The sequence below is a fragment of the Aeromonas sp. 600527 genome (assembly GCF_049175415.1).
In the GTDB taxonomy this organism is placed as follows: Bacteria; Pseudomonadota; Gammaproteobacteria; order Enterobacterales; family Aeromonadaceae; genus Aeromonas; species Aeromonas veronii_A.
The window spans coordinates 30,183-55,138 of sequence record NZ_JAAKVA010000018.1 but is presented as its reverse complement, the minus strand read 5'-3'; the positions used below and the strand labels follow the sequence as shown (position 1 = coordinate 55,138).

The window sequence follows — 24,956 nt, the reverse complement described above, 5'->3', positions numbered from 1 at the left end:
ATTGGGAAAACGGGTGGCCTGATGGCCAATGAAGATGACCGCGCGCAACACGCGAGGGGGCCGGCGGCCCCCTCGAAGATCAGCTGATATGCCCGGGCAATGGCCCGGGACGGCTCACTTGGGCTGTTTGAGGGCCCCGGCGAGTTCAATCTGCACCTTGACCCCCTCCTGCTTGAGCGCCGTGGCGACGGCGTTCAGATCGGTACCCGGCTTGGCTTCCAGCAGGGCGATGCCGCCGCTGCTCTGCTTGAAGCGCAGGCCGTGACGGCTGGCCAGTGCGCTGGCCTGGTCGTCATCGGCTTCCACCAGCAGGGTGCCGCTGACGGTGAGCTCGGGGCTGACGGCCCCCTGCATCAGCACATCGCCACGGTGCAGGGTCTGCAGCGGTTCCTTGCCATCGAGACTGCGGGTGGTTCGCGACTTGCTGCCATGGTCGGGGATGAGGTAAGTCTGGCCATTTACCTCTATAGTGCGGTACTGCTTGCCCTCTAGAGTCACGGTTTCTGCCGCCACAGCATTAAGCACGAGGGGGGCCAACAGGCTGGCCAGCAGTAAGGTAACCGGTTTGTTCATGATAAAATTCCTCGCTTGTTAGCTGTGGTTGGCGTTGTGGCCAAGGATCCGCAAGGACCACTCGATCAGCTTGCCTGGCTGGCGGTTGTTGCGCTCGGTCAGGGTGGTGCGCTCACGGGTCTGGAGACTGAGCAGAGAGACCTCGCGATTACCGTTGGCAACGTCGGTTACTTCCAGTCGCCAGGCTCCTTGTGCCGGTTCACCATAAAACTTGTGGGAGAGCAGGCGCATGTCACGCAAGCCCTTGGTGCGCACATAGCCCATTTTTTGCAGATCGAGCGACTGGCCAACCAGGCTGTTGAACGGGTTCAGCAGTATGCTGCGGGTACCGGCGGGGGAAACCAGTTCGATCAGCAGATCGGGCAGACGCTGGTGATCCAGGCTGACCGTGACCTGTACCGCTTCGACGGTCAGCGGGGTTGCGACTGTGGCGGTCGAACTGGTCGGGCTATTGCCCACATCGGCAATGGCAGAGGAGGCGCGATCCACCGGTTTGACCTTCAGCCATGGCAACTGAACCAGTGGCGGCAGTGGCTGGTGAGTGGCCGCCAGCGCGAGAGCCTTGTTGACATCGATCAGGCCAAAGCCATAGGTGGGACTGAACCACATGCCGGCGGCATTGCGCTCCCACCCTTCCAGTCCCTTGACCTCACGGCGTTTTCCGGTGCTGCTGGTGTAGCTCACCATGACCGGAGGGTGTGCAGCATCAACCCGGGTAGCACTGCGTGCCAGCAGATCCCGTTGGTCCCGCACCGACAGATCGGGATAGGCAGACATTAGCAGCGCCATGGCGCCAGCGGTGCTCGGGGTCGCCGAAGAGGTGCCGTTCATCACACCGTTGTAGTCACAGCTGGCATCCAGTTGCAGGTTGCCGTGCAGCCGGTTGCTACTGGGATCATCGGTACGGTTGTAGCCCATGTCGCAACCGGGTAGATCCGTGGTGACCATGGCGGGGGAGTCGGTGCCATATTCGCCACCGGTGGCGCTCAGGAAGACGTTGCTGCCGACGCTGGAGTAGGAGGATCTGACACCATCTGCGTTGAGCGCACTTACCACCAGGTTCCAGAAGTTACTGTTCGAGGGGTCGATATTGCTGTTTTCAAACGGCAATTTGGGGCCGCTGCCGGTGCGGTTCAGCACATAGCCACCTGCCGCTATTCTGTTGAAGCCGTTGCCGGCAGCCTTGATATAGGCCGCCCCTTGCCGCTTGAGGGTCTGTTGTTCGAACAGACGATCGAGTTGCACCTGATCGAGATCGTTGGCCGGACGGGGATCCACCAGGCTCATGCCGTAGCTCTGGTTGAAGACCCGATTGTCGCGGCTGGCCTCGCTGTCGCCAAGGGCGTAGAGCCAATCCTGCTGCAGCTGTTCACTCTCGTCATCAAGCAGATTGAATCCCTGCAACTGGGCGCGGGGGGCGATCCCCTTGGTGCCTATGGTGTTGTCCACCGCGGCGATAATGCCCGCCACCGAGGTGCCATGGGCGGTATCCGGATTGGTCGGGGTCGGGTCATCGCTGCCGGTTACCACATTTTTTGAACCCGGACGCACGTTGTCCGCCAAATCCGGGTGGCCGATGGCCAAGCCATCATCCACTACCGCGATATTTATACCCTGTCCCAGCACGCCGGTACGGTGTGCCCACCAGAGGTTGAGGTCATTGCCTGCGATTCCTGCCCTGGCACTGAAGCCATCCTGGCCGCTGTTGAGCAGATACCACTGCTGATCCTGCAGCGGGTTGATGCCGAGCAGGCAGCGTTCCGTGCTGCTGCGGCCAGTATCCAACCCGCTCTCCTTACCGCTGAGCGGGACACAACTTTCACTTGCCTGAACGAGTGCAACTGGCAGTGTCGACAGCAGCGCTGTGACCGTCAGCGCTAACGATGTTTGCTTCATTATTTTTAAACTCCATCTTATAGGGCACCTTCCTGGGTGCGAATGGAATCTACACATGGACAATGAAGAGTCAAAAGAGCCCGCTTTCATAAGTTTGATAAGATTCAAAGAAATCTGATCTTTTTTGTGGTAGGTATTTCATTGAGGCTTTCAGTGTGCTCTATTGAGAGCATTTATCATTTGCAATTATTGATCTTTCTGTAATTAACTGGCGTGGGTTGCAACCTGCTTTCGTGACTGTCCGATGCGCCGGCTGTGTGGGCATCATCTTGGCTCCCTTCTCTTTATCACCTGGCTTATTACCTTTCTCGTTTTTGTTGCTTGGCACCGGGCGCTGACTCTGATAGCTTGCTTTAAATGGCCGTTTAGATGTCTGGATTTCCATTTTCGACTCTGACAATCCGGCATCACTCGATAAATCTGCAGACAGGGAGTCTTTTATGTTGCGTGGTACCTTCCGCTTTTGTTCCGTATTGTTGCTGGCAAGCAGTCAGGCCGGCATCGTCCTGGCAGCCGATCCGGCCAAACAGGAGATTGTGATTGGCACTACCGTGGGGGATTTTGCCGACATGGTGACCGACTCCATCAAGCCACAGCTGGAGGCCAAGGGGTACAAGGTCAAGCTGGTGGAGTTTACCGACTATGTCTCCCCCAATATTGCGTTGGCCGACGGGTCGCTGGATGTGAATTGTTTCCAGCACAAACCCTATCTTGAAAGCTTTGCCAAGGATCGGGGGTTGTCGCTGGCACCTATTACCCAGGTGCCAACAGGCCCGATGGGGCTCTATTCCGGCAAGCTGGTCGCTCTCGACAAGGTGAAAGAGGGGAGTACAGTGGCCATCCCCAACGATCCCACCAATCAGGCGCGGGCGCTGTTGATGCTGCAGGATCTCGGCTGGCTTACTCTCAAGGAGGGGATCAATCCGCTCAAGGCGAGCGAATTTGATGTAGTGCGCAACCCGCACAACCTCAAGCTGGTACTGCTTGAAGCTGCACAACTACCTCGCGCTCGGGAGGATGTGGATTTTGCGGTGATAAACGGCAATTTCGCCGCCTCCAGCGGTATCCCGTTCACTGAAGGTCTCTTCCTGGAGCGTAGCTACGACTTTATCAACTGGGTGGTGGTAAAAAGTGCCGATGCGGACAAGCCCTTTGCCAAAGATGTGGCAGCAGCCTACAACTCGGCGGCCTTCAAGGACTATGCGATAAAGCGTTTCGTCGGCTACAAGTACCCGCAAGGGTGGGGGGGCTAAAGCCGGTCAGGGTGGAACGATTACGATATGGCATAAAAAAACGCCCCGGATTCGGGGCGTTTTACTGGGACAAAACCATCAGTGCCAAGGTCAATGATTGCGATAGAATCGGTTCAGCTCGTTCATCACCTGGATCATAGCGCCCATATCGGGAGTGCCATGTTTGATCGGACGATAGCTGTTGCGCTCCAGCAGTTCGAAGTCACCCTGTTTGTTGAAGTGGGTGATGGTGTCGCCTTCATAAATAGCGAAGTCGTTCTGATCCCCGGCCAGTAGCCAGTTACGCGGGCTGGTGTCGAACAGAGAGCGCCCCACACTGTAGTCCCGTGGCGGGTTGCGCACGCCCAGCAGGCTCTGCATCAGGGTCGGGGCCAGATCGAGATGGCTGCTCGGTCGCTCCACGACCTGGCTGCCACGTCCCGGCCAGGCAATTACCATCGGCACCTGAACCTGATAAAGGGAGTAGTTGTTGCCAGCGCCCCAGCTGTTGCTATGGGTATCGTTGAACTCCTGGCCATGATTGGAGGTGATCACCACCACAGTATTGCTGTCCATCCCCTGCTGTTGCAGCTTGGTCAACATATCTTCCAGCAACTGATCGGTATAGAAGACCGAGTTTTTGTAGCGATTCTCCAGTTTCTGCAGGTTTTCCGGCCGATAGGCGGTGGCCGGGTTGAAGTTGGTCAGCTCAGGCTGGAACGGCCCCTTCATGGTCGCGGGAAGTTGATAGTCGCCCGGGCTGGAGAGGTAGACCAGCGAGAACCAGGGGCGCTCCGGGGGGCGCTTCTCCAGCCACTGCTGCCAGTCGATCAGCAGCTTGCCATCATCGACCTGTTCGGAGACAAACACCTGTTTACGCAGACCGGAGAGGATGCTCTTGCGATACTTCTGGGCATCTTCCATCGCACCGAACAGCCCGAACTGGTAATCCTGGCGCAACATCTCGTCAAACAGCACCGGTGGACGCTTGTCGCTGCTGATCTCTTTGTAGTAGTGGCCGGGCAGGCCGTAAAAGAGGCCGAACATGCCCATCAAGTCGTCGTTTCCGGCACTGAGGTGATTGCGGAACGTCAGATGCTGATCCGCATAGCGCTGCAGATTGGGCATGTTGATGTTGTTGAGCATGTCAAAGCGCAGGGAGTCGACCACCACAATCAGTAGATTGCTGTGGGTCTGGGGGGCATTGACATTGAGCGGGCGCAGTGGGTAGTGCATCCTGCTGTCGCCTTCATCTCGCTGGGAGGCCGCCTGCTTCTCGTACTGATCCAGATCCAGCCAGCCATGTTTGGCCAGGAAGGAACGGGCCGTCATGGGGTAGGAGAGCGGGAAGTTGGCGCGCTGCATGGTGATGGGCTGATAGAGAGTGGCATCCGCCCAGCTGTTGACCACGTGGGTCAGGATAAAGCAGATCAGCAAGGCCAGCCCCACCTGATTGCCGTACTGACGGCGTTTGCGCTTGTTGATCTTGCGCCAGACATAGGCCGACAGCAGCAGCTGCAGCAGGAAGATGGTGGGGACGGCAATAAAGATAATGCTCCAGATCGAGCCCTCTTCGGTCTGGGCTTGATCCAGCAGCAATTGCCACACCTGGGCATTGAGGTGGAACTTGAATAGCCGGAACACCTGGGTGTCGATCAGCAGCAGCACCAGTGCCAGTGTCGCCACAATGGCGGAGATGAAACGCAGCGGTTTCTCTTTGGGCAGCAGGAAGCTGAGTGGGAAGATCGTCAACAGGTAAGTGACAAAACTTAAAAAAGAGAAGTGGCCAATCCAGCTTACAACGAGATAGACCACGCCAAGCGTGGTCGACGGCCAGTTGATGGCACCCAGATAGCGGGTGGCAATCAGCATGGCCAGAATGATGTTGAAGAAGGAGAACCAATGCCCCCAGGTGATCAGGCGAGAGACATTATCACGATAGGGGTTACCGGTTTCGACCATAGTGATCCATCTGCGTTGAGAAACGTCAAATCAACAGAGTCGCAGGACTCAGTGTGTGTCATGGCGGTTATCGACCGATGCGGTCAGGGCCTGGACAAACTTTTCTGTGATGGCCTGGCGTTGTGCCGGAGCCATACCATTAATGATATTGGTGGTCAGGTTGCCGAGCACCATCAGACTGAGATCCACCGGCGCTTTATGCTTTTCCAGGGCGGTGATCAGGTCGTTCATCAGGGCGTCAAACTGCTCGTTATTGTACTTTGATACGATGGGCATAATCTTCAGTTCATCTCGGTTCAAAGCGCCTTATAATACTTCACCCTTTCGGCTAACACTATGGCTTTGTGACATGAGTCTCGATATCGACAAGATCATTCTTCACTCCCTGCGCCAGGGCGGCGATGGTCAACCTCACGCCGACACCCGCAGCCAGCTTCTGCCTGCTGACGAGGCAGTACAGGGGCTGATGGCGGAGCTGCACCGCATTTACAATGGCAAGGGGGGCAAGGGCTTTGGCTTTTTTGCAGACCCCGAGGCCGCCGTCGCCGAGCTGGCTGACGGTGAAGAGGCTCCCAAACAGCCTTCTCCCCTGTTTCGCATTGCGCTGGAAAAACTGCTCGACGAGCAGCTCGAATTCGTCCCCTTCTCGGTGGAGATGACCCAGCTGCTGGTCAGGCAACTGGTGGAGCACGCCCTTGACGAGCAGGGGGTACTGCTGTTTGCCAAGTACAACTACGTGGGGGTTGACTACCTGATGATCGCTCTGCTGGAAGGCAAGGAGAGCGTCACCGTCAGCGAAGCGCTGGAGTTGCGTCATATCCAGTATCTCGATATCGGCAAACTCAATCTGGTGGCTCGTATCGATTTGACCGAATGGAAAACCCAACCGGATTCGCGCCGCTATATCACCTTCAGCAAGGGACGTATCGGTCGCAAACTGGGCGATTTCTTTATGGATCTGCTGGGGGCCCGTGAGGGGATGGATGCCAAGGTGCAGAATAAAGGCTTGCTGCAGGCGGTAGAAGATTATTGCGACAGTCGCCAGCTCGAACCGACCGAGCGCAATGACTATAAAAAGCAGGTCTTCAAATATTGCTCCGAACAGGCGAGTGCCGGTGAAGAGATCGAGATCAAGGCGCTGTCAGCAGAATTGCCCGGCGATGGCGATCTCGATTTTTACAGCTTTATCGGTCAGGAGTATGAGCTGGAAGAGCGTTTCCCGGCTGACCGTTCCACCCTGCGCGGCTTGACCAAGTTTGTCGGCTCCGGGGGCGGCCTGACCCTGAGCTTCGAGCAGAAACTGTTGAACTGCAGGGTGTTTTATGACCCGCAGACCGATACCCTGACCATCAAGGGGGTGCCGCCAAATCTCAAGGATCAGCTGCTGCGCCAGTCATAATGTGATCCGGCCTTCATTTTTGGCAAAAAGACACCGCAGTTCGCTGCGGTGTCTTTTTATTTAATGGGGCAGGGGGCAGCGAAACCAACTCGGTGCTTTGTTAACAAATTAAACAGAATTATCCATGTGAAAGGGTTTTCAATGAGGTGAAAACCCTTTCAATCGTGTTTTTTTATTTCTATTTGGTAATTTAATTTCTTGCATTGGCGAGAAATATGCCAATAAATGGCGCTAACCCCCTGAAATAAGAAAATGTTTTCAAAACTTTCTGGAAGGAAATACGTAATTGCATTTCAAAAATGCGAGTTGCGTCATGTGAGCCGTTTGCCGCTTGGGATAATATTCATCTCGCACACAATGCTCTTACAGCGCGGAACTAATACAAGGAAAGGCTCATGAAAAAGAAATTGCTGTCATCCCTGATCGGTCTGGCCACTCTTGGCGTCGCTTGCTCTGCTACTGCTGCCATCGATGAAGGCCAGCTGACCATCTGGATCAACGGTGACAAGGGATACAACGGTCTGGCTGAAGTGGGTAAGAAGTTTGAAGCAGAAACCGGCATCAAGGTTACTGTGGCTCACCCGGATCAGGTTGAAGTGAAATTCCAGCAAGCCGCAGCCACTGGCAACGGCCCGGACATCTTCTTCTGGGCTCACGACCGTTACGGTGAGTGGGTCAAAGCCGGTTTGCTGGTCCCCGTGACCCCGAACGCTGCAACCAAAGGCAAATTTGAACAGCTGGCATGGGATGCCATGACTGTTGATGGCAAAACCTATGGTTACCCGGTTGCCATGGAAGCGGTCAGCCTGATCTATAACAAAGACCTTCTGCCCGAGCCGCCGAAAACTTTCGAAGAGATCGCCAAGATTGACGAGACTCTGAAGAAAAACGGCAAGCGCGCCATCATGTGGGCTTATGACACCCCGTACTTCAGCTACCCGCTGGTGGCTGCCAACGGTGGTTACGCCTTCAAGAAAACCGCTACCGGTTATGACGTTAAAGATACCGGCGTGAACAATGCGGGCGCCAAGATGGGCGTGGGTTACATCTCCGAGATGATCAAGTCCGGTCACCTGGAAAAAGGCATCGACTACGGTGTGATGGACGCCAAGTTCAATAAGGGCGAAGTGGCCATGATGATCAACGGTCCCTGGGCCTGGAGCAACCTGGACAAGAGCGGCATCAAGTACGGTGTAGCACCGCTGCCGACCTTGAATGGCAAACCGGCTAAAGCCTTCGTTGGCGTACTGGGTGCCACCATCAACGCCGCCAGCCCGAACAAGGATCTGGCCATCGAGTTCCTGGAAAACTACCTGTTGACCGATGCCGGTCTGGCGCCGGTTAACGCCGACAAGCCGCTGGGTGCAGTCGCGCTGAAATCCTTCCAGAAGACCCTGGAATCCGATCCGCACATCAAGGCCACCATGCTGAACGCCCAGGCTGGCGAGCCGATGCCGTCCGTTCCCGAGATGAGCCGTTTCTGGTCCTCCTTCGAAACAGCCCTCAAGAACGTGACCTCCGGTCGTCAAAGTGTTGATGAAGCACTGGATACCGCTGCCAAGCGTATCGTTCAGTAAGCTTGCACCACCCGGGAGGCCGCAATGGCCTCCCACTCTCTCAAATCTCTCTTGGCGTTATAAAGGTTAATTGGCATGGAAGTAGTACCTTCTGTTGAGTCCTATGCCGGTCCGAAGGATAAGCACACCTGGCTTAAGTGGACCATCGCGGCCCTGGTCGCCATCCTCAACGGCTATGCAGCCGTGATGATGTACGCCAGTGGCGAGTGGGTATTCGCGCTGCTGGATCTGGTGGTGGTATCCGTCGGTCTGTATGTCTTCATGAACAAGAAGACCTATGCCCATCGCTACATCTTTCCGGGTGTCGCGGGCATGGTTGTATTTATCATCTTCCCTCTTGCCTACACCATTGGCATTGCCTTCACCAACTATTCGGGATCCAACTTGCTCTCCATTGAGCAGGCGCGGGACTACCATCTGAAGAAAACCTACAAGGTGGCGGGCGGTGAATTCGATTTTACCCTGCTGGGTGGCGACAACGGCCAGTTCCAACTGCTGCTGACACAGGAGCAGCAATCCTATCTCAGTCAACCGCTGGCTCTGATGAACAACAAGGCTCGCGAGTTGGCAGTGCGTGAGGGTAGGGTTCAGAACCTTGCCCAGGAAGTCCGGCTCGAGCCCGTTACCGGCGACGTCACCGGTAAAGCGGCACCGATCCGCGCCATCGTTGACCATCGCACCCATCTGAGCGCGCTCGATCTGGTGCTGCCTGATGGTACCACTCATCTGACCCTGAGCAGCCTGCGCAAGTTTGCCGCCCAGAAGCAACAGTACAGCCGTCTGACGGATGGCGCCGTGCTCAAGTCCGGCGTGGTGATCAAGGACAGCAACTTGCTGCGTGACAACCAGAGCGGTGAGCTGATGCTGCCCAATGGCGAGACCGGTTTCTATCAGTACATCGATGAACAGGGACAGTTTGTCGGCAAAAGCGTGGCTCCGGGCTTTGTGGTGAGCGTGGGGTGGAAAAACTTCGCCCGCATCGTGACGGACCCGGGTATTCAGGCGCCGTTCCTGCAGATCTTCGTCTGGACCGTGATCTTCTCTGCCTGTTCCGTGGCGTTCACCCTGGCTATCGGCATGGTGCTGGCCTGCCTGGTGCAGTGGGAATCTCTCAAGGGACGCGGCTTCTATCGGGTCATGCTGATCCTGCCCTACGCGATCCCGGCGTTTATCTCCATCCTGGTGTTCAAGGGGTTGTTCAACCAGAACTTCGGTGAGATCAACATGTTCCTGGAAGCGGCGTTTGGCATCAAGCCGGACTGGTATACCAACCCCTTCCTGGCCAAAGTGATGATCCTGATTGTCAATACCTGGCTCGGCTACCCCTACATGATGATCCTCTGCATGGGCCTGCTCAAAGCCATTCCGGAAGATCTCTATGAAGCGTCCGCCATGGACGGTGCCGGCCCGGTGCAGAACTTCTTCAAGATCACCGTGCCGCTGTTGATGAAGCCACTGACACCGCTGTTGATTGCCTCGTTCGCCTTCAACTTCAACAACTTCGTGCTTATCCAGTTGTTGACCAACGGTGCGCCCGACATCATCGGCGCCAGCACCCCGGCCGGTACCACCGACTTGCTGGTGAGTTATACCTACCGGATTGCGTTCCAGGGATCGGGTGGTCAGGACTACGGTCTGGCCAGTGCCATCGCCACAGCCATCTTCCTCATCGTAGGTGCGCTGGCGCTGCTCAACCTGAAATTGTCCAAAGCCGACAAGCAGCTGTAAGGAGGCTTCAACATGGCAATCGTACAACCCAAATCAGTCAAATACCGGGTGTGGGCAACCCACCTGGTCATGTGGGGCTTCCTGGCGTTGATCATCTTCCCGTTGATCATGGTTATCGCCATCTCGTTCCGTAACGGTAACTTCGCCGTAGGGGAGATCATCCCCTCCAATCCGACGCTGGATCACTGGAAGCTGGCACTTGGCATCTCCATCACCAACGCCGACGGCAGCATCACGCCGCCGCCGTTCCCGGTGCTGACCTGGTTGTGGAACTCCATCAAGATCGCCGGCATCACTGCCCTGATGATCGTGACGCTCTCCACCACCTGTGCCTACGCCTTTGCCCGCCTGCGTTTTCGTGGCAAGTCCACCATCCTGCAGGGCATGCTGATTTTCCAGATGTTCCCGGCGGTACTGGCGCTGGTGGCTATCTACGCGCTCTTTAACAAGATTGGTGACTATATCCCCTGGCTCGGTCTCAACACCCACGGTGGCCTGATCCTGGCGTACATGGGCGGTATTGCCCTCCACGTCTGGACCATCAAGGGCTACTTCGAGACCATCGACTCCTCCCTGGAGGAGGCGGCGGCCATCGACGGTGCGACCCCGTGGCAGGCATTCCGTCTGATCCTGTTGCCCCTGTCGGTACCCATCTTGGCGGTAGTGTTTATTCTGGCCTTTATCGGTTCCATTACCGAGGTGCCCATGGCCTCCATCCTGTTGCAGGATGTGAACAATCTGACCCTGGCGGTCGGGGCCCAGCAGTACCTCTATCCACAGAACTACCTGTGGGGTGATTTCGCGGCGGCCGCAGTGCTCTCCGGTTTCCCCATCACAGTGGTGTTCCTGTTGGCACAACGCTGGCTGGTTGGCGGTCTGACTGCCGGTGGTGTGAAAGGTTAAGTTTATGGCCGGGGGAGCTGACTCCCCCCGCTATCACGATTTGCAAAGATTCAAGAGCGGAGCTCGTCATGGCTGAAGTAGTACTCAACAACGTTCGCAAAAATTACGATCCGGCTGTTCACAAGGACACCCTGCGCAACATCAACCTCTCCATCAAGGAGGGCGAATTCATTGTCTTCGTCGGCCCGTCCGGCTGTGGTAAATCCACCCTGCTACGGATGATCGCGGGTCTCGAGGACATCACCAGTGGTGAGTTGACCATCGGCGGTTGCTATATGAATGACGTGCCGCCAGTCGAGCGTAACGTGGGCATGGTATTCCAGTCCTACGCCCTCTATCCCCACATGAACATCTACGAGAACATGGCCTTCGGTCTGAAGCTCAAGAAGATGGACAAGGAGAACATCCACAAGCGGGTGATGCGCGCCGCCGAGATCCTGGGTCTTGAGCCGCTGCTGGACAGAAAGCCCAAGGCGCTCTCCGGTGGTCAGCGTCAGCGGGTTGCCATCGGTCGCTCCATTGTGCAGCAGCCGCAGGTGTTCCTGTTTGACGAGCCGCTCTCCAACCTGGATGCCGCGCTGCGGGTCAAGATGCGGATCGAGATTGCCAAGCTGCACAAAGAGCTCAACTCCACCATCATCTACGTGACCCACGATCAGGTGGAAGCGATGACCCTGGCAGACAAGATTGTGGTGCTAAGCCCACTCAAGGCTGATGCGGCCAGTAACCTGGAGCAGTTTGGTTCACCGCTGGATCTTTACCATAACCCGGACAACAAGTTCGTGGCGGGCTTTATCGGCTCTCCCAAGATGAACTTCCTGGCAGGCGAGTTGCTAGAAATTGGCGAGCAGGAGTGCGTGGTTAAGCTGACCTCTGGCGATACCGTGCGTGCCCGGGTCGATGCCCGCAGTGGCGCGGTCGGTGACAAGGTGGAGCTGGGTATACGTCCCGAGCATCTGGTACCGCTGAGCCATGCTCATGCCGACAGCAAGCTGAGCGGTCTGGTGCAGGTGGCCGAGCATCTGGGGGCCGAGTCTTTCGTCTATATGGATGTGGATGGCCACGACTTCACCGTCAAGACAACCTCGGATGTGGATGTGGCGACCGGTCAGACCTATAGTGTGGGTATTCCGGCGGAAGCCTGCTACCTGTTCGATGCCAAGGAGCAGGCGTTCCCGCGCACGGCCAAATATATCCGTACCTGATTTTTGTTGTGCCGGTTTTCCTTTCTTAATAATCAATGCCTTTTTGCCGGTCGTCAGACCGGCTTTTTATTATCTGCTCGCCGCAAATGGCGAGTGTCTGTCAGGTCTCGAGGTCGGCAGTGATATCCGGTACGAAGTGCTGGCTGGTCAGGGGCGGGCGCTCATACCCTTCGGTCTTGATGGGGGGGAGGCTGATGGGCTCATAGTGGATCACCTCATAGGGCACCTTGCCCAGCAGGTGGGCGATGCAGTTGAGGCGGGCACGGCGCTTGTCGTCCGCTTCTACCACGAACCAGGGGCAATCCTCGGTGTCGGTGTAGGTGAACATGTCATCCTTGGCGCGTGAGTACTCCACCCAGCGCGAGCGGGACTGCAAATCCATCGGGCTGAACTTCCAGCGCTTGATGGGGGTGTTGATCCGCTCCTTGAAGCGCTTCTCCTGCTCCTCATCGGAGACCGAGAACCAGTATTTGATCAGTGTGATGCCGGAGCGGATCAGCATTCGCTCAAACTCGGGGCAGGCGCGCAGAAACTCGCGATACTCGGCGTCGCTACAAAAGCTCATCACCCGCTCGACCCCGGCCCGGTTGTACCAGGAGCGGTCAAACAGCACCATCTCGCCAGCGGCGGGCAGGTGGGCCACATAACGCTGAAAGTACCATTGGGAGCGCTCACGATCGGAGGGGGCGGGCAGCGCTGTAACCCGGCAGACCCGGGGATTGAGGGGCTCGGTGATCGCCTTGATGACGCCCCCCTTGCCAGCTGCGTCCCGTCCCTCGAACAGTACCACTACCTTCAACCCCTCCTGTTTGACCCACTCCTGGAGCTTGACCAGCTCCTCCTGCAGATGGGCAAGGTGGTGCTCATAGCATTTCTTGTCCAGACGTGGCTGCTTCTTGCTCTTGTCCTTCGGCATCTTCTTCTCCTTTTTGAGTCCCTTCTTGCCGTCACTTCAGCTTGCACCAGGGAGAGTCGACTGCCAAGTAGGACGTGTTACACTGCCGCCCCGTTAGTTGGCAACAGAAGCCAACATGAAGCCATTTATGGCTATGGTGATTTGCACTGCCGTCTAATCATCAGAAGTTGGCAACAGGAGAGAACATGAAGCAATTTATGGAGATAGCGGGTCGCCGGATGGCCTATCTGGATGAAGGGCAAGGGCCGGTGCTGCTGTTTGGCCATAGCTACCTGTGGGACAGCGCCATGTGGGCGCCGCAAATCGAGGCGCTCAAAGGGAGCTATCGCTGCATCGTTCCCGAGCTGTGGGGCCACGGTGATTCTGATCTGCTCCCCGAAGGTGCCTGCACGCTGGCAACCCTAGCGCGGGATCACCTGGCGCTGCTCGATGCCCTCGGAGTCGATGAGTTCGTGCTGGTGGGTCTCTCCATCGGTGGCATGTGGGGTGTGGAGCTGGCGCGCATGGTGCCAAACCGCCTTAAGGGGCTGGTGCTGATGGACAGCTTCGTTGGCCTCGAGCCGCAGATCACCTGCGAGCGTTACCTCGACATGCTGGCGATGATCGAGCAGCTCGGCACCATTCCGGCGCCCATCGTCGAACAGGTGGCGCCGCTCTTTTTTGCCAATCAGCCCGATGAAGCGCTGATGAGCGGTTTCAAGGCGCGCCTTGAAACCTGGCCAAAGGATAAGATTGCCGCCATGGTGGCGGTGGGCCGCAGCTTTGTGACCCGCGAAGATCGCATCGAGTGGCTGGAGGAGATCACCACTCCCGCGCTGGTGATGACCGGCTGCGAAGATAAAGCCCGTCCAGTGCTGGAGGGCTATCTGATGGCCGAGGTGCTGGGTTGTCCGTTCAAGGAGATCCCGGCGGCTGGCCACATCTCGTCGCTGGAAAATCCGGCCTTCGTTAATCAGCAACTGAGCGAATTTCTGGCTGCGCTATAAGTCTGAATTGGCAGCCTGACGATGGTTGTGAAAAAGGGAGCCGAGGGCTCCCTTTTGTTTGGTCTTGTTTCACAACTCCTCAGCGTTACAAGATATAGCCGAGGGCAAATCCTGCGTATAGTTCGCCATCGTGCTGGACGATGGGGCTGTTTTTGATGTCCCGATCATACCATTCGTAGTTCATGGCAAACATGCCAATCCAGTTGGGGGTGAAGCGGTAGCTGGTGATGAGGGCCGCCATCGGGGAGAGGGTGGTACCGGTATCCCAAGCGGGCCGCTGGGCGGTGGCCTCGCTCTCGGAGATGCCGCCGAAGTAGTAGTTGGCCATCTTGTCGCTGCGCAGCATCAGCCCCATCCCCGGCATGATCAGCAGGTTGTCACGCAGGATGGGGAAATCGGCCCACAGCAGCAGCTCCTGTCCCTTGCTGCGGCCGGTGACATCGCTGTTAGCACGCACGGTCAGCAGGGCGTAGGGGGTGATGATGTTGCCACCGATCCCGCCTTCCAGCTGCCATTTTCGCTGCTCCATACCACTGAAAGCGAGCGAATCCTCGGGATCCAGATTGCCAAAACGGACCCGGCCATAGCCGTAGAGGGCCACGTTCTCATCCTTGTGGAAGTAATAGCGGGCCCGATCTCCCAGAAACATAAAGTCGTCGCCGAAGTAGATAAAGCCCGGGATGGCGTAGAGGGCGTTGTCCTGCGCTTCATAACGGGCCTGTCCCCCGATGAGCGCCGCACCGGCGACAAAGCCCTGTGGCACCGGGCTGGTAGGGCTGTCGCTGGTGAGCAGATCCATGGCGCCAAGATCGATATCGGCACGCGCTGGCATGGCGGCAGCGAGGAGCAGGGCCGTCAGCCCTGCCGCTCTGATTTGACGAAAAAAGGTCATGGACACTCCGTTGTCACGATTGCAGGGGAAGCAGGTTATTTTGCGGCACCGGGCATCTCTTCGCGTTTTGGCCAGGCATTGATCACCGCCTTGACCAGGGTTGCGAGGGGAATGGCGAAGAAGACTCCCCAGAATCCCCACAAGCCGCCGAAGACCAGCACGGCGATGATGATGGCCACCGGATGGAGGTTGACCGCTTCCGAGAAAAGCACCGGCACCAGCAGGTTGCCATCAAGAGCCTGAATGACCAGATAGGCCACCATCAGCCAGGCAAACTCCGGGGTGAGCCCCCACTGGAATAGGGCGACCATGGCTACCGGTACGGTCACCACGGCGGCGCCGATATAGGGGATCAGCACCGAGAAGCCGACCGCGACCGCCAGCAGCACCGAGTAGCGCAGCCCCATCAGGGCGAAGGGGACATAGGTGGCGATGCCGACGATCAGGATCTCGATCACCTTGCCACGGATGTAGTTGATGATCTGGTTGTTCATCTCGACCCACACCCGGTTGACCAAGGTGCGGTTGCGCGGCAGGAAGCGGCGCAGGCTGCCCATCAAGACCCGCTTGTCCTTGAGCATAAAGAAGACCATCAGCGGCACCAGAATGAGGTAAATCATGATGGCGACCACGTTGACCAGTGAACTGAGGGAGGCGCTTACCAGATGCTCGCCGCCACTGAGGATGCGCTGGCGAATATTGTCGATGACGGTCTCCACCAGACTGACGTCGATGAGCTCGGGGTATTTGTCAGGCAGGGTGCGCACATAATCCTGAGCGTGGGTCAGCATGGCCGGCGCCTCTTTGGCCAGATTGATCCCTTGGCTCACCAGCGTCGGGATAAGACCCAGCAAGGAGGCGACTGCTACCGCAATAAAGAGGATCAGAATGACGCTGGTGGCCAGGGTGCGCGACAGCCCCGCTTTTTGCAGCCGGGCGACCGGCCACTCCAGCAGATAGGCCATTACCAGCGCCACCAGCAGGGGGGCCAGCAGATCGCCAAACAGCCAGATGATGGTGAAGCAGAACACCAGCAACAGGAAAAGGGTAACGGCATCGGGATCGGAAAAACGGGTCTGATACCAGCGCTTCAATACTTCTAACATGACGGCATCCTTACATCACTGGGGCTCAAGATGGTTGTTTCGCCCCGACAACCAACTGCAAAGAGAGGGTATTGTCCGCTTCTTGCTGCATCTCGACATGGTGGCCCTGACGGTGCAGATAGGCTGGAATATCCTGCCGAGAGCCCGCATCGGCCAGCCGGATGGTGACGGTTTGACCGCTTTGGGCCTTCCTTAACCAGAGCTTGAGCCGGATCAGCGGCTCGGGGCAACGCCAGGGGGTCAGGTCGAGAACTTCCATGGGGACTCCATCAGGCAGGTGGCCGCTATTATGGCCGTGATAAGGGCGTGAAACAACGCTTGTAGCCCTTGATGGGCAAGGGTATCCTGCCGAGGCCCTTTCTGATGGAGATAGAGATAACGTGGCACGCTTTTCCCCCCTGATGGCATCGCTTCCCCTGTTGGCTTCCCTGATGGGCGCCACGTTTCATGCCGAGGCCAACAATCAGCTTCCCGACATCGGCACGGCCGGGGTGGCGGCCCTGCCCATCGAGCAGGAAGTGCGTTACGGCAACGCCTTTATGCGTTTTGCCCGTGCCGGCTTGCCGATCATCGATGATCCGGTGCTGAGCCAGTACATCGACGATCTGGGCCAGCGACTGCTGACCAACGCCGATGGGGTGCGTTTCCCGTTTACCTTCTTCCTCATCAATGATCCCAGCATCAACGCGGCCGCCTTCCTCGGCGGGCGAGTCAAGGTGCACACTGGTCTATTCCTCTACGCCGACAGCGAGAGCGAGCTGGCCTCGGTACTGGCCCACGAAATCACTCACGTGACCCAGCGCCATATCGCCCGTTACATGGAGGCGCAGGCGAGTAGCTCGGCAGTGACCCTGGCCGGTCTGGTGGGCTCCATCGCGCTGGCGGTGATCAACCCGACCGCCGGTATCGCCGCGCTGCAGACCACGCTGGGCCTCTCCATGCAGTCCGCCATCAACTACACCCGTGACAACGAATATGAAGCGGATCGCATCGGCATGAAGACGCTCTATGATGCCGGTTTCGATCCCATGGGGATGGCCAATTTCTTCCAGAAACTGGCTGCCGAGTACCGTTACGCCAGCAAGCCGCCGGAAATGCTGCTCACTCACCCGCTGCCGGAGACCCGGATCAGCGAGGCACGCGCTCGGGCGGGCAGCTATGGCCGCCGCGACTTGCCGCCCAGCCTCGACTTCTGGCTGGCCAAGGTACGTATTCAGGTCCGTTTTGGTACCGATACCCCGCAGGGGCTGCTGAGCTACTTCGATACCCGGATCCAGAAGGGGGATTACCCGCTCAAGGATGCCGCCATCTATGGCAAGGCGCTGGCGCTGATCCAGCTCAAGCGCACCGACGAAGCTGATACTCTGATGCAAGAGCTGGCGGCCCGTCATCCGGAAGATCTCTTTATCGTCGATGCCCAGACCGACATCGATCTGGCCAAGGGACGCAGTGCCCAGGCCATCGCGCGCCTCGAGAAGTTCCGCAGCCGGATGCCGGATAACGAAGTGGTGGTGGTCAACCTAGGTAACGCCTACCTCGAGAGCGGCAACTACAAGAAGTCCATCGCCATCCTCGACCCCTATGCCCGTGCGCATGAAGAGAACAATCTGGCCTGGAACCTGCTCTCCGACGCCTATCGCAAGGCGGGCAGAATGACCGAGCTGCATATGGCGCGGGCCGAGATGCTCTCGCTGCGCGGGGATTATCAGGCGGCCATCGACGAACTGATCGTGGCGCGCGGTACCACCAGCGACCGGATGACTCTGGCTCGTCTGGAGGCGCGCATCACCGAACTGGAACGCGCCAAGAAGGATCTCGACAGCCTCAAGGGCTAACGACAGCTGGCATTGGCCAATCCAACAAGGGCGCACCACGGTGCGCCCTTGTTGTTTATGGCGGTGTGGGTAACAGTGATAGCTGCGATGGGCTAGTGACTCACGCTGCTGGCGGCCGCCTTGAGCATCTCGATGTTCGACGGGTCCAGTTCACCGATCAGCGTCTGCTTGAGCTTGCCCTCGCTATCGAGCAGATAGCTGGTAGGCAGGGCGCCCGGACGAGGGAAGGGGAGGCTGGCCTCCGCATTGGCAATCAGCAGCGGCACCTTGATCTCATATCGGGTTGCCAGTTGCCCCAGCTCTGCCGGCGTGGTCGGGTCGTAGTTGATCGCTACCACAGCGATCTCGCCTTCCTCCGCCAGCGCGTTGAGGCGCGGCATCTCCCGCAGACAGGGGGCGCACCAGGGGGCGAAGTAGTTGACCAGCAGCGGCTTGCCGGCAAAGTGGCGCAGGCTGACCGACTGCCCTGTTGCATCGGTAAATTCGGGGGCGGGCGTGCAGGCGCCCAGCAGGCCAGCCACAATCAGCCAACAAATTCGTTTCAATTCCTTTCCAATGCCGCTTACCCTGACCATCACTTTCCCCTACAATAGCGCCGTTTCTAGTCCCATCTTGCGATTAATCAGGGAGTTACCATGAGCGAGACCCAAATCTACCACAATCCGCGCTGCTCCAAGAGTCGCGAAACCCTGGCCCTGCTGGAACAGCACGGGATCGCCCCTGATGTGGTGCTCTATCTGGAGCAGGCCCCGAGCGAAGATGAGATCCGCAACCTGCTCTCTCTGCTCGGTTTTAGCGATCCGCGCCAGCTGATGCGCACCAAGGAAGATCTCTACAAGGAGCTGGGCCTCAGTGAAGTGAACGGCGACGCCCTTATTCGTGCCATGCACCAGCATCCCAAGCTGATCGAGCGCCCCATTGTCATCAAGAATGGACAGGCCCGTATTGGTCGCCCGCCGGAGCAGGTGCTGGAGATCCTCAAGTGAGCACCCGCTTCGCACGTTGGCTGACCCTGGTCGGCTTCTTCGGCCTGCTGGGCTGGGTCATCCTCTGGCATCTGTGGCTGTCACCCCATCCTGACCTCAACCCCTGGCTGCTGCCGGTGATCTGGACGGTGCCGCTGCTCTTCCCCCTCAAGGGGATAGTGCAGGGCAACCCCTACACCCACGCCTGGGGCAACTTCGTGTTGATGCCCTATTTCCTGCACGCACTTACCCTGATCACTACAGATGAGGGGGAGCGGTGGCTGGCGGTGGTGGAGCTGCTGTTCACCACCCTCGCGTTTGTCGGCACCATCTATTACGCCCGACTGCGTGGTCGGGAACTTGGCCTCAGCATTCGCAAAAAGAAAGACGAAGCCAACTGATGACAAACGCCCCGCAAGGGGCGTTTTTTTATGGGGAAGCAGGCCTATCCAGAGGGATCACTGTGCCCCTTTGCGCTGCCCGATATTGGGCCAGCTGTTGCTGGCTAAAGTCCATCAGCTGGGGATAGAAGCGCAGAAACCCCGCCTCGCATGTTTGCCACTGCGATTCATCGAGGGTCAGCAGCGCCTCTCCCAGTGGTACCGGGCGGCGCAGGCGGCGACCGATGCCATTCAGCGCTTGCCCCAGCCCCTCCCTGTTGCGGTAGGAGGCGATCCAGTTCTGCTCGGCCATCCGCTTGAGGGGGCGTGGCAGTCCATCCGGCAGGCGTGGGTGATCCGCCAATAGCTGGTCATAACTGCGTTGCAGGAAGCGGGGCAGGGGCTCGGTGCTGAACAGCCCCCAGTGCTGGCTCAGCCAGTGGTCGTAGATCATATCCACCACTATGCCGCCAAAGCGGCGCCAGGGGGCCTCGAAACAGGCGACGGCCGCCTTGTGCTCGAGATGACCATCGGTGAAGGCGTCAATTTTGCGGTGCAGCCAGATCCCCTCATCAAAGTGGGTGGCAAGCCCCGTGGGCAGCGTGCCTTTGACGAAATCGCCGAGCAGATTGCCGGTGAGGGAGCTTCGGGTGTGGGCAGCCAGATGGAGATGGGCCAGAAAATTCATCGGTAGCGGTGGGTCTGTTATGGAATGGCAAGGTGCTTCGAGCCTAACGGATCCCGCCCGCCTTGGCCATGATCGGGATTTTGCTACTGCCCGGCGGCTGCCTCTTGCCGGGCAAAATTCGGGCGTGCTAAGGTGATGCCATCTTTGTCACAGGACGCGACAAACCACCATGATGCGCAAAGCCAGAGGCTTTTTTCTGGCCTTCTACTTCAAGCCTTTCTACCTCTCCGAGTGGTTCGACGAATAGATCGACCCCCTGGAGCAGTTCACTGACGCCCGCTCGGGCGTGATCTCGCTCATCCAGATTTTGCCGCTTTTGGTCATCGCATGCATTCGCCTGCGGTGCCTTGTCCGCGCCTGTGCGCTTTTTATGTAATGGAGTACTCATGATGAAGATCAGACTGACCCTCTCAGCCCTGTTTGTTGCCAGCCTGCTGGCCACCCCCGCCATGGCCAAGGAGTGGAAAACCGTGCGCTTCGGGGTGGAGGGGGCCTACCCGCCCTTCTCCTGGACCGATGCGTCGGGTGAGATCAAGGGGTTTGATATCGATCTTGCCAACGCCCTGTGTCAGCAGATGGCGGTCAAGTGCGAGCTGGTGGCGCAGGATTGGGATGGCATGAGCCCGGCCCTGCTGTCGCGCAAATACGATGCCATCATCGCTGCTATGTCGATCACCGACGAACGGCGCTAGAAGGTCGATTTCACCGAGAAATATGCCCATATTCCCAATCGCTTTGTGGCGGCCAAGGGGACCGAGCTGACGTTGACCCCGGAAGGCATGGCGGGCAAGCGCATCGGGGTGCAGCGGGCCACCACCCACGACAAGTACCTGACCGACAATTTTGGCTCGAGTGTTACCATAGTCCGTTACGGCAATGCCGATGAGGCCTATCTCGATCTGAAAGCGGGTCGGGTACTTGCCCTGTTGGCCGATGCCTCGGCCATCGAGCAGGGGCTGCTTGGCAAAGAGGGGGGCGACAAGTTCGACTATGTGGGGCCCGCCCTGACCGATCGCCAGTGGTTTGGGGATGGGATGGGGATCGCCGTGCGCAAGAGCGATAAGGAGCTCAAGGGCAAGCTGGATGAGGCGATCAAGGCCCTGCGCGCCAACGGTACCTATCAGCAGATCAACCAGAAGTACTTCAAGTACGATATATATGGTGGTTGACGGGGGGAGGGAGCTTGCTCCCTCTCTTTTCATTGGGCAAGCGACAACCGAGCAAGGAGAATTGTCATGTTGACCCTGATCGAGGGAGCCGAGATCTTCAGCCCCACCCACCTTGGCCAGCAGGATCTGCTGGTGGCCGATGGCCGTATCGCCTGGATGGGCAAGGGGTTGACGGTACCCGCAAACTGGCCGCTGCATCGGGTCGATGGTCGAGGCCGCTATCTGCTGCCCGGGTTGGTGGATCCGCTGGCCCATATTACCGGTGGCGGCGGTGAGGGGGGCTTTGCCTTTCGCACCCCGGAGCTGGCGGCGAGCGAGGCGCTTATGGCCGGTGTCACCACCCTGGTGGCGGCGCTTGGTACCGACAGCCTGACCCGCACTCCCGCGCAGGTGCTCGGCAAGGTGCGCGAGTTTCGCGCCGCCGGGGTGAGCGCCTTTATGTATACCGGCTCCTACCATCTGCCGGTCAAGACCCTGACCGGCACGGTGGAGTCGGACATCATCCTGATCCCCGAGGTATTGGGGGTGGGGGAGGTGGCCATCAGTGACCACAGATCCAGTGCGCCGACCCACGATGAGCTGGCCAGGCTTGCCAGCGAGGCGCGGGTGGCCGGGCTGCTTGCGGGCAAGAGCGGGGTCAGCTTCTTTCATGTCGGGGATGGCAAGGGGGCATTGGCCCCCCTGCGGGCCCTGCGCGATAAGACCGACATTCCGCTGCGCCAGCTCTATCCTACCCACTGCAACCGCAACCCCTGGCTCTTCGCCGAGGCCATCGAGTGGGGCAGGGCGGGAGGCTGGGTAGATCTCACCACCTCGAGCTTTCCCGATCTGCTGGAGGATGGCGAGCGGCTTGCCGCCGATGCGCTCCTCGAGCTGTTGGCCGCCGGTGTGCCTGCCGAGCGCATCACCTTCAGCTCGGATGCCAACGCCAGCCTGCCGCGCTTTGATGGCGAAGGGCGGCTAATCGAGATGCGCTGCGGCCAGATTGCCAGCCTGTGGCAGCAGTGCGTGCGCGCGACCCGGCTCGGTGTCTCGCTGGAGAAGGCAGTGGCCGCGGTGACGAGCAATCCGGCACAGGCGCTGGGGCTCGGCAGCAAGGGGCGTATCGGGGTCGGGCAGGATGCGGATCTGCTGCTGGTGCACGACCGGACGTTTGCTATCGAACGGGTGATGAGTGGCGGCCAGTGGCGCGAATAAGGCTGCGGGCAATATCGCAGCCAGTGCGAGTGCGTGGTTGCTCCAAACAGCAAAAGCCCGACAACAAGGTCGGGCTTTTTTATCTGCAATGTGGGAATCAGGCTTAGATCGCCAGAAACCCGAGGATCAGGATGGGGCCGAGCAGGCTCAGGATAAAGCCGGAGACAATGGCCACCGGCACCACCTGAATGCCCCCTGATTTCTGGATAACCGGCAGGGTGAAGTCCAGCGCCGTGGCGCCGCCGTAACCGATGGCCGCCGAAGGGTGGCGTCGCATCAGGACCGGGATGATCAGAATGGCGATAAGCTCGCGCCCAAGATCGTTGATAAAGGCAGCAGAACCGAGCACCGGCCCCAGTTTGTCGGCCACCAGAATGCCGGAGAGCGAATACCAGCCGAAGCTCGAGCTCATCGCCAGACCATGGGTAAAGGGCATACCCAGCAACTGGGCCGCCAGCAGGCTGCCCAGCCAGCTGCTGAGGATGACGGTGGCGGCTATCTTCATCCCCCAGGGGTTGAGCAGGATCTGGCGCAGCCGCATGCCGGAGTTGCGCATCTGCACCCCGATGAGAAACAGCAGCAGCATCAGGGCCCACTCACTCCACTTGTCGATGGGCAGTGCGCGCAGATCCACCAGTAGACCCAGCAGCACGCCGCCGAGCACCACAAAGCAGAGCTGCAGGGATTCCCACAACAGGTGCAGCTTGCCCGGCATCTTGGCATCGCTCGCCTCGTGGGTCGGCGGCGTGCGCTTGTCGAGCCACCAGAGGGCCAGCAGGTTGCAGAGCGTGATCGCGGTGAGCATCACCCCGGCGACCTTGAAGATCACCGCTAGATTGCTGCCCAGGTTCTCCACATAGGCAAGCCCGAGCCCCATCAGAAATAGAATGAGGTAGACCATCTTGCCCAGACTCTGGTTGACCAGCTTGATCAGCCGGGCAGAGGAGAGGGGAATCAGATAGCCGATTGCCAGTGGCAACAGGATCAGCAACACATTGAGCAGCATCGAGGCCTCGATCACAAAAACTGATAAAAACGCCACCTTATCATTACTTATTGGCTCTGTGTCACATATCTCTCGCTTTCATGGCCAAAAACAGCCCTTTTAGGGGCGGATTGTTACTTTTTTGCCACAACCTCTCTGTTTGAAAAGGTTCTGTGCGAGCCCGAGTGCACCAATGAAATCAAGTTGATCCAATCGGGGTGCCGATATTTCGCTCTGCAAGGGTCTGCATAAAGCCATTTTGGTGCCGGTTTGGCACACATCACGCTTTTCTCTTGCCACTGATATGATTGGGGTATAAAAAGGCGGTATCGGAACAGCCATTGAAACGGCTGTTTATGCAAACAAAGTGCTGAAAAATACGCAAAGAGCGAATAAAAATAGAGCGAATCCTCTGAAGACCCTCGTTCTGTATTGTTTTTTCACTATCCGGGTGATATTTTCGCTGAAGGTTGCCATCGGTTAACTTTTTGTTAAATGGACGATGGTTGAGTCACGCCCCTGCGGCGTCTAGGGACAGACAAGGTTGTAATGGATGAGCGACGTTGCCGCACTGGAAGTACGTGATCTGCACAAATATTTTGGCACCCACGAAGTGCTCAAGGGCATCGACATGACCGCCCACAAGGGGGATGTGATCTCCCTTATCGGCTCCTCCGGCTCGGGGAAGTCGACCTTTCTTCGCTGTATCAATCTGCTCGAAACCCCCTCATCCGGCACAGTCTCGCTCCATGGCGAGCTGATCCGGATGAAAACCAGCCGCGCCGGCGAGCGGTTGCCCGAGGATATGCGTCAGGTGGAGCGGATCCGCAGCCGACTGGCCATGGTGTTTCAAAGTTTCAATCTCTGGTCACACATGACCATCATGCAGAACATCATCGAAGTGCCGATCCAGGTGCTCAAGGTGCCTCGCGCCGAAGCACTGGCCAAGGCGGAGCAACTGCTCAACCGGGTTGGACTCTGGGAGCGGCGTGACTACTATCCTGGCCACCTCTCCGGTGGTCAGCAGCAGCGGGCCGCCATTGCCCGTGCGCTGGCGGTAGAGCCCGAGGTGATGCTGTTTGACGAACCCACCTCGGCGCTGGATCCCGAGCTGGTAGGGGAGGTGCTCGGCCTGATGCGCGAGCTGGCCGAAGAGGGGCGCACCATGCTGGTGGTGACCCACGAGATGTCGTTTGCCCGGGATGTATCTAACAAGGTGATGTTTCTGCATCAGGGGCGGGTGGAAGAGGAGGGCAACCCCAAGGAGATTTTCGCCCATCCCAAATCCGAGCGGTTCAAGCAATTCATCTCCTCCATCTACTGATGGCGGGATGCCTGGTTACCCAATCAACTGTTTTATCA

23 protein-coding genes and 1 pseudogene are annotated in these 24,956 nt (G+C 58.3%); 13 read left to right on the top strand and 11 right to left on the bottom strand.

The features are described 5' to 3' along the window. Positions 1 to 114: 114 nt before the first annotated feature. Both G5154_RS18240 and G5154_RS18235 read right to left on the bottom strand, forming a co-directional pair. Positions 115 to 576: a serine protease chaperone gene (locus G5154_RS18240; protein ID WP_421251474.1), complete on the bottom strand. Its 462-nt coding sequence runs from the start codon at positions 574 to 576 to the stop codon at positions 115 to 117. Positions 577 to 591: 15 nt separating this feature from the next. Further along, a complete protein-coding gene (locus G5154_RS18235) occupies positions 592 to 2,469 on the bottom strand; it encodes a S8 family serine peptidase (protein ID WP_421243950.1) in 1,878 nt (625 codons plus the stop codon). Positions 2,470 to 2,909: 440 nt separating this feature from the next. On the opposite strand from G5154_RS18235, the gene G5154_RS18230 reads away from it, so the two are divergent. After that, entirely contained in the window at positions 2,910 to 3,722 is an 813-nt protein-coding gene (locus G5154_RS18230; protein WP_216979026.1) for a MetQ/NlpA family ABC transporter substrate-binding protein, read from the top strand. Between the two features lie 90 nt (positions 3,723 to 3,812). Here G5154_RS18230 and G5154_RS18225 read toward each other — a convergent pair whose 3' ends face one another. Then, positions 3,813 to 5,663 carry a DUF3413 domain-containing protein gene (locus tag G5154_RS18225; protein ID WP_421251463.1) on the bottom strand — a complete coding sequence of 617 codons (1,851 nt, stop codon included), beginning with the start codon at positions 5,661 to 5,663 and terminating at the stop codon, positions 3,813 to 3,815. Positions 5,664 to 5,711: 48 nt separating this feature from the next. Further along, a complete protein-coding gene (locus G5154_RS18220) occupies positions 5,712 to 5,939 on the bottom strand; it encodes a YejL family protein (RefSeq protein ID WP_005344699.1) in 228 nt (75 codons plus the stop codon). Between the two features lie 73 nt (positions 5,940 to 6,012). On the opposite strand from G5154_RS18220, the gene yejK reads away from it, so the two are divergent. The 5 genes from yejK (at position 6,013) to G5154_RS18195 (ending at position 12,475) form a co-directional block, all read left to right on the top strand. Next, on the top strand, positions 6,013 to 7,062 hold the full coding sequence (yejK, locus tag G5154_RS18215) for a nucleoid-associated protein YejK (protein ID WP_216979025.1): 1,050 nt from the start codon (positions 6,013 to 6,015) through the stop codon (positions 7,060 to 7,062). A 395-nt stretch (positions 7,063 to 7,457) separates the two neighbouring features. Beyond that, positions 7,458 to 8,639, top strand: coding sequence for a maltose/maltodextrin ABC transporter substrate-binding protein MalE (gene malE / locus G5154_RS18210; RefSeq protein WP_005344703.1), 1,182 nt, complete (start codon positions 7,458 to 7,460; stop codon positions 8,637 to 8,639). A gap of 75 nt (positions 8,640 to 8,714) precedes the next feature. Then, positions 8,715 to 10,367: a maltose ABC transporter permease MalF gene (gene malF, locus G5154_RS18205; RefSeq protein ID WP_005344704.1), complete on the top strand. Its 1,653-nt coding sequence runs from the start codon at positions 8,715 to 8,717 to the stop codon at positions 10,365 to 10,367. Positions 10,368 to 10,379: 12 nt separating this feature from the next. Further along, on the top strand, positions 10,380 to 11,270 hold the full coding sequence (gene malG / locus G5154_RS18200; protein WP_041209357.1) for a maltose ABC transporter permease MalG: 891 nt from the start codon (positions 10,380 to 10,382) through the stop codon (positions 11,268 to 11,270). A gap of 68 nt (positions 11,271 to 11,338) precedes the next feature. Further along, positions 11,339 to 12,475, top strand: a complete 1,137-nt coding sequence (locus G5154_RS18195; protein ID WP_421251462.1) for an ABC transporter ATP-binding protein — start codon at positions 11,339 to 11,341, stop codon at positions 12,473 to 12,475. A 100-nt stretch (positions 12,476 to 12,575) separates the two neighbouring features. Here G5154_RS18195 and ppk2 read toward each other — a convergent pair whose 3' ends face one another. Beyond that, positions 12,576 to 13,391, bottom strand: coding sequence for a polyphosphate kinase 2 (gene ppk2, locus G5154_RS18190; RefSeq protein WP_164537071.1), 816 nt, complete (start codon positions 13,389 to 13,391; stop codon positions 12,576 to 12,578). 185 nt (positions 13,392 to 13,576) lie between these two features. Between ppk2 and G5154_RS18185 the strand changes: the two genes are divergently transcribed. Beyond that, entirely contained in the window at positions 13,577 to 14,377 is an 801-nt protein-coding gene (locus tag G5154_RS18185) for an alpha/beta fold hydrolase (protein WP_216979024.1), read from the top strand. An 85-nt stretch (positions 14,378 to 14,462) separates the two neighbouring features. Here G5154_RS18185 and G5154_RS18180 read toward each other — a convergent pair whose 3' ends face one another. The 3 genes from G5154_RS18180 to G5154_RS18170 are packed head-to-tail and all read right to left on the bottom strand — an operon-like array spanning position 14,463 to position 16,634. Further along, positions 14,463 to 15,269, bottom strand: coding sequence for a MipA/OmpV family protein (locus G5154_RS18180; RefSeq protein ID WP_421251461.1), 807 nt, complete (start codon positions 15,267 to 15,269; stop codon positions 14,463 to 14,465). Positions 15,270 to 15,304: 35 nt separating this feature from the next. Continuing rightward, positions 15,305 to 16,375, bottom strand: a complete 1,071-nt coding sequence (locus G5154_RS18175) for an AI-2E family transporter (RefSeq protein ID WP_005333851.1) — start codon at positions 16,373 to 16,375, stop codon at positions 15,305 to 15,307. A 25-nt stretch (positions 16,376 to 16,400) separates the two neighbouring features. Next, positions 16,401 to 16,634, bottom strand: a complete 234-nt coding sequence (locus G5154_RS18170; protein WP_005344720.1) for a sulfurtransferase TusA family protein — start codon at positions 16,632 to 16,634, stop codon at positions 16,401 to 16,403. A gap of 121 nt (positions 16,635 to 16,755) precedes the next feature. Between G5154_RS18170 and G5154_RS18165 the strand changes: the two genes are divergently transcribed. Next, a complete protein-coding gene (locus G5154_RS18165) occupies positions 16,756 to 18,210 on the top strand; it encodes a M48 family metalloprotease (RefSeq protein ID WP_367949397.1) in 1,455 nt (484 codons plus the stop codon). Positions 18,211 to 18,302: 92 nt separating this feature from the next. Here the strand turns inward: G5154_RS18165 and G5154_RS18160 are convergent, their stop codons facing one another. Then, positions 18,303 to 18,785, bottom strand: coding sequence for a TlpA family protein disulfide reductase (locus G5154_RS18160; RefSeq protein WP_216979022.1), 483 nt, complete (start codon positions 18,783 to 18,785; stop codon positions 18,303 to 18,305). A 60-nt stretch (positions 18,786 to 18,845) separates the two neighbouring features. Here G5154_RS18160 and arsC point away from each other — a divergent pair, with 60 nt between their 5' ends. Continuing rightward, positions 18,846 to 19,196: an arsenate reductase (glutaredoxin) gene (gene arsC, locus G5154_RS18155; RefSeq protein ID WP_108612511.1), complete on the top strand. Its 351-nt coding sequence runs from the start codon at positions 18,846 to 18,848 to the stop codon at positions 19,194 to 19,196. Beyond that, a complete protein-coding gene (locus tag G5154_RS18150) occupies positions 19,193 to 19,576 on the top strand; it encodes a DUF2069 domain-containing protein (protein WP_107684428.1) in 384 nt (127 codons plus the stop codon). Before arsC ends, G5154_RS18150 begins: the two co-directional genes overlap by 4 nt. 28 nt (positions 19,577 to 19,604) lie before the next feature. Here the strand turns inward: G5154_RS18150 and G5154_RS18145 are convergent, their stop codons facing one another. Further along, positions 19,605 to 20,243 carry an ACP phosphodiesterase gene (locus G5154_RS18145; protein WP_421243942.1) on the bottom strand — a complete coding sequence of 213 codons (639 nt, stop codon included), beginning with the start codon at positions 20,241 to 20,243 and terminating at the stop codon, positions 19,605 to 19,607. Between the two features lie 386 nt (positions 20,244 to 20,629). Here G5154_RS18145 and G5154_RS18140 point away from each other — a divergent pair. Together G5154_RS18140 and iadA are read left to right on the top strand one after the other, a co-directional pair. Beyond that, a pseudogene (locus G5154_RS18140) lies at positions 20,630 to 21,412 on the top strand (ABC transporter substrate-binding protein). A gap of 66 nt (positions 21,413 to 21,478) precedes the next feature. Then, entirely contained in the window at positions 21,479 to 22,609 is a 1,131-nt protein-coding gene (iadA, locus tag G5154_RS18135; protein WP_421251460.1) for a beta-aspartyl-peptidase, read from the top strand. A gap of 103 nt (positions 22,610 to 22,712) precedes the next feature. On the opposite strand, the gene G5154_RS18130 is transcribed toward iadA, so the two are convergent. Then, positions 22,713 to 23,615: a lysine exporter LysO family protein gene (locus G5154_RS18130; RefSeq protein WP_338775000.1), complete on the bottom strand. Its 903-nt coding sequence runs from the start codon at positions 23,613 to 23,615 to the stop codon at positions 22,713 to 22,715. Between the two features lie 532 nt (positions 23,616 to 24,147). Here G5154_RS18130 and G5154_RS18125 point away from each other — a divergent pair. After that, on the top strand, positions 24,148 to 24,918 hold the full coding sequence (locus G5154_RS18125; RefSeq protein WP_005337310.1) for an ABC transporter ATP-binding protein: 771 nt from the start codon (positions 24,148 to 24,150) through the stop codon (positions 24,916 to 24,918). The last annotated feature ends 38 nt before the right edge of the window (positions 24,919 to 24,956 follow it).